The sequence below is a fragment of the Streptomyces boncukensis genome (assembly GCF_011045075.1).
GTDB classification, from domain to species: domain Bacteria; phylum Actinomycetota; class Actinomycetes; order Streptomycetales; family Streptomycetaceae; genus Streptomyces; species Streptomyces boncukensis.
This window is the reverse complement of record NZ_JAAKZZ010000554.1, coordinates 1-4,474: the sequence shown is the minus strand read 5'-3', so window position 1 is coordinate 4,474 and position 4,474 is coordinate 1. Positions and strand designations below refer to the sequence as shown.

Here is a 4,474-nt window from a genome sequence, read left to right as displayed (position 1 = left end):
TGCCCGCACTGCCAGTCGTTCGCCGGCGAGTGGCGCCGTATGAGCGGGCGGGGCCGCGTGTGGTCGTATGTGATCCCGCACCCCCCGCTGCTTCCCGGCTACGCGGAACAAGCCCCCTACAACGCCGTCCTGGTCGAGCTCGCGGACGCGCCCCGCATCCGGCTGGCGGGCAACCTGGTCGCCGCACCGGACGCCGCGCTGAACTCCGTCGCACCGTCCCGGCTGCGCATCGGAGCCCCGGTGAAGGTCGCCTTCCACCGGCTCCCCGAAGGCGTGACCGTTCCGCGCTGGCGGCTGGAGCGCCCATGAGCATCCAGACGGACGTCCACGACGGCGTCGCGACGGTGACCCTGTGCCGACCGGAGAAGCTCAACGCGCTCGACCTCGACGACGCCCGCCGGCTGACCGCCGTCTGGCGCACCCTGCGGTCCGACGCCGGGGTGCGCGCGGCAGTCGTCACGGGGCACGGCAGGGAGGCGTTCTGCACCGGCGTGGACCGCGCCGCCGTCGCGGACGGGCAGGTGAGCCAGCCGGCCTCCCCGTACGCGATCGAGGACCCGCTGCTGTCCATCGGGCCGAAGGCGAACGACCTGTGGATCCCGGTCGTCGCGGCGGTGGAGGGCATGGCCTGCGGCGGGGCCTTCTACCTGCTGAGCGAGGCGGAGTTCCTGGTGGCCTCCCAGGAGGCCGTCTTCTTCGACCCGCACACCACCTACGGCATGGTCAGCGCCTACGAGGCGATGGGCATGGCGGCGCGGATGCCGTTCGGAGAGGTGGCCCGGATGGCGCTCATGGGCACGGCGGAACGCCTCTCCGCCCGCCGCGCCCACCAGACCGGGCTGGTCTCCGAGCTGACTCCGGCGGGCGGGGCGCTGGACGCCGCGCTCCGCTGCGCCCGCGTCCTCGCCTCGTACCCGCCCGAGGCGGTGCAGGGGACGGTGCGCGCGGTGTGGGCGGCGCAGGAGGCGGCACGCGCCCAGGCCAGGGCGCAGGCACCGCAGCTGATCGCGCTGGGCAACCTGCCGCCGGAGCGGCAGTCCGAGCTGTTCGCGGGCCGCGGGAGGGGCGGGGCGCAGGGCCGCGAGGGTCCGCGGGTGCGGTGACGCGTCCCGTATCCGCCCGCGTCCCGTATCCGCCCGCCGGGACGTCAGCCGTGGCGGAACGGGGCTCGGCGGCGTAGCGTGAGAAGCGGATCATGCAACGGATGGTCCGGAGCGCCCCGTCGGACCGATGTGCCCTCCTCGAAGCGACGGCCGCCGTATGGAGCCCCTTCCGTCCTTGGTACGACGGCCGTCTCGGGCCCCGCCGCCGAACCCGGCCGGCGGACCGTGCCGGGCGGCGACCGAGGCCGGGCACGCCCCCGTCCCGGGACGGCCCCGCGTCACCCGGAGGACCGGGACTGGCCCGTCCCCTTCACCGCGTCCAGCGCGTACACGCACCGGTCCTTGCTGCACGCGTACACCACGCCGCCGGCCGTCACCGGCGAACCGGTGATCTCACCGCCCGTCGCCAGCTTCCAGCGGAGCTGGCCGCCCACGGCGTCCACCGTGTACAGGCAGTGGTCGGCCGAGCCGAAGTGCACCCGGCCGTCCGCGACCACCGGGGCCCCCACCACATCGGCGCCCGTGGCGAACCGCCAGCGGGGCGTGCCGCTCACCGCGTCGAGGGTGTAGACCGCGCTGCCGCTGCCCAGATGGACGAGCCCGTCGGCCGCGACGACCGGCTCGGTCGAGTGGCGGGCCTCCGTCGCGATGCGCCAGCGGTCGTGTCCGTTGCCCGCGTCGAGCGCGTAGACGGTGCCCAGGTAGTCGGCGAGGTAGATGCCGCCGCCCGTGACGGCGGGCCCCGGCACATGCGCCGGCGGGCACAGGAAGGCAGCGGGCGCGTCGAAGCGCCAGCGCTCCGCGCCCGTCGCGGCGTCCAGCGCGAAGACCCGCGAACCGGCGCTCACATACACCGCGCCGTCGTCCCCGGCCGTCACCCGCACCGGCACGCCGCCGGTCGCCGAGGCGTCCCCGACGGGGTACGACCACTGCTCGGTTCCGGTGCGCGCCTCCAGCGCGTAGAGCCGCCCGTCGCCCCACATGTAGACCGCGCCGTCGAGTATGACCGGCCCGGCCTCGCGGGTCTCGAAGTCGGCCTGGGCGCCGGAGACCTCCCACAGCTTCTCGCCGTTCGCGGCCTCCCACGCCTGCACCCCGCCACCGCGGGTGCCGGTCACCACGGTGCCGCGGTTCACCTGGAGCGAGTAGACCCAGCCCTCGGTCGCCAGGCGCCAGCGCTCGGAGCCGTCGGCGGCGTCCAGTGCGTACAGGCTGGGGCCGTCGGAGGCGTGGACGCGGCCGCCGGAGACGGCCATCGACCAGGCGACCTCGCGCGTCTTGAACTGCCTGCGCCCACTGGCCACGTCCAGCGCGTGCACCTCGAAGGAGGTGACGTACAGCAGGTCGTCGGCGACGACGGGCGAGCCCCACACGTCGTTCGACATCCGGAACCGCCAGGGCCGCCAGCGCTGCGGGGCCGCGGACGGGGTGCGGGCCGGGGGCCCGGTCGGCGGGCCGTGCTGGGTGCGGGGCGGCGTGTGCGGCCCGCCCGCGTACTGCTGCGGCGGGGGCACCGGGGCTGCGGGCGCGGGCGCCCCGGCCCCGCTCGCGGCGTCCGCCACCACCGGCGGCGGCTGCGCCGGCTGCGGGGCGTACGGGGGCGCGCCGTTGGGCGGGCGCACCCAGCCGGTGGCGGAGCCCGAGTCCGGATCCCGGGCCGGCTCGTCGGTGCGGCGCGGGCCGGGCCCGATGGGCACCTGCGAGCCGGGCAGCCGCACCGGACCGCCGTCGGCATGCCCGCCGTGCGGGGCCGTGACGGGCGCCGCGGCCCCGGTGCCGGCTCCGACGGCCGCCGGGCCGCCGGGGCCCGCCGGAATCCCGTGAGCGGGCGCCGGGGCGCCGTGGCTGCCCTGCCAGGCGGGCTCGGCGGGCGGCGGGTGCCCGGCCACCGGCACGGAGCCGGGCCGGGGCGGCTGCGGCTCCATCGCGGGCGGCTCCATCGCGGGCGAGGCCGCCGCGGGAGGCTCCAGCGAGGGGGGCTGCGCCGGCATCGGCGGCGCCGCGGGCGGGCCGCCGCGGCCGGTGCCGGGGGCGCCGGAGCCCTCCGGCCCGCCGCCCGGGGCACCGGACCCGGCGGGCCCTGCCGGGTGCCCGGGGCGCATCCGCGAGGAGCGCCCGCCCCTGCGCCGCTCGATCAGCGTGACGGCGGTCGGCGGCAGCCAGGCGGAGACGGTGCCGGTGTCGTCGCTGCCGGAGGAGAACAGGTGCGGGGCGAGCTGGGACTGCAGGTCGGCGGGCGAGGGGCGCTCCTCGGCCGCCATCCGCATACAGGACTCGATGAGCCCGCGCAGCTCCTCCGGCAGGCCCTCCAGGTCGGGCCCCTCGCGCAGCAGCATGAAGACCGTCTCGACCGGGTTCGCGCCATGGAACGGGGCGTGGCCCGTGGCGGCGAACACCAGCGTCGAGGCGAGCGAGAAGATGTCGCTCGCGCCGGTGACGCTGCGGGAGTCGCGCGCCTGCTCGGGCGACATGTAGGCGGGCGTGCCGACGGCGACGTTCGTCATCGTCAGACGGGTGTTGGAGACGCCGGAGGCGATGCCGAAGTCGATGACGCGGGGGCCGTCCTCGACGACGAGGACGTTGGACGGCTTCAGGTCCCGGTGGACGAGGCCGGCGCCGTGGATGGACTGCAGCGCCTCGGCGACCCCGGCCGCCAGCCAGCGCACCGCCTGGACGGGGAGCGGGCCGCAGTCACTGACTATTTCCTCCAGGGACGGCGCCGGCACGTAGGCGGTGGCCAGCCAGGGCACGGCGGCGCGCGGGTCGGCGTCCACGACGGCCGCCGTGTAGAAGCCGCTGACCGCGCGGGCCGCCTCGACCTCGCGGGTGAAGCGCACACGGAACAGCTGGTCCTCGGCGAGCTCGGTGCGCACCGTCTTGATCGCCACGCGCCTCCCGGAGGCCGAGCGCGCGAGGTAGACCAGCCCCATTCCGCCGGCACCGAGACGGCCGAGCACCTCGAACGGGCCGATCCGCCGCGGATCGTGCTGCGTCAGCTGCTCCACCACTTGCCTGCCACCTCCCCGTGGGGCCTTGCTCCCGCGCGGCCGCCCTGCCCTGCACACTGCCTGCCTGGCACACTGCCTGCCGCGTCCCGCGTCCTGTCCGCGTCCGGTCCGCCCCGTGCAGCTTCTCACTGCCGTGCCGGACCCGGCGGCCCGGAGCCCGATTCTTCCTGGCGAAGGCGACGGTTGCGAACCCGGGGGCGGCTCGTAAGTGTCTTCGTCCGACGGCAAAGCAGCCTATGCAGGGACGAGCCAGGCATTCCTCCGCCAATACGCTCCCGGGCGTGCCGCCGCTCGCCCGGGGGCGTGCGCGGTCCGCGGCGTACGCGGCCCGCCGCTCAGGTGCCGGCAGGGGGTGTCGGGGGC

The 4,474-nt window shown here is 76.7% G+C and carries 3 protein-coding genes; 2 read left to right on the top strand and 1 reads right to left on the bottom strand.

The genetic code is table 11. From position 1 onward, the window contains the following. Nucleotides 1-309: Zn-ribbon domain-containing OB-fold protein (locus G5C65_RS31845; protein WP_206442497.1), on the top strand; the 309-nt coding region annotated here is incomplete at its 5' end. Further along, a complete protein-coding gene (locus tag G5C65_RS31840) occupies nucleotides 306-1,103 on the top strand; it encodes an enoyl-CoA hydratase/isomerase family protein (protein ID WP_165302516.1) in 798 nt (265 codons plus the stop codon). The genes G5C65_RS31845 and G5C65_RS31840, both read left to right, overlap by 4 nt. Nucleotides 1,104-1,381: 278 nt before the next feature. Here the strand turns inward: G5C65_RS31840 and afsK are convergent, their stop codons facing one another. Then, a complete protein-coding gene (gene afsK / locus G5C65_RS31835) occupies nucleotides 1,382-4,111 on the bottom strand; it encodes a protein serine/threonine kinase AfsK (RefSeq protein WP_165302515.1) in 2,730 nt (909 codons plus the stop codon). Nucleotides 4,112-4,474 lie beyond the last annotated feature (363 nt).

What these genes read in the sequence shown, in the direction of transcription:
- G5C65_RS31840 (WP_165302516.1), top strand. Translation starts at nt 306, where the DNA reads ATGAGCATCCAGACGGACGTCCACGACGGCGTCGCGACGGTGACCCTG.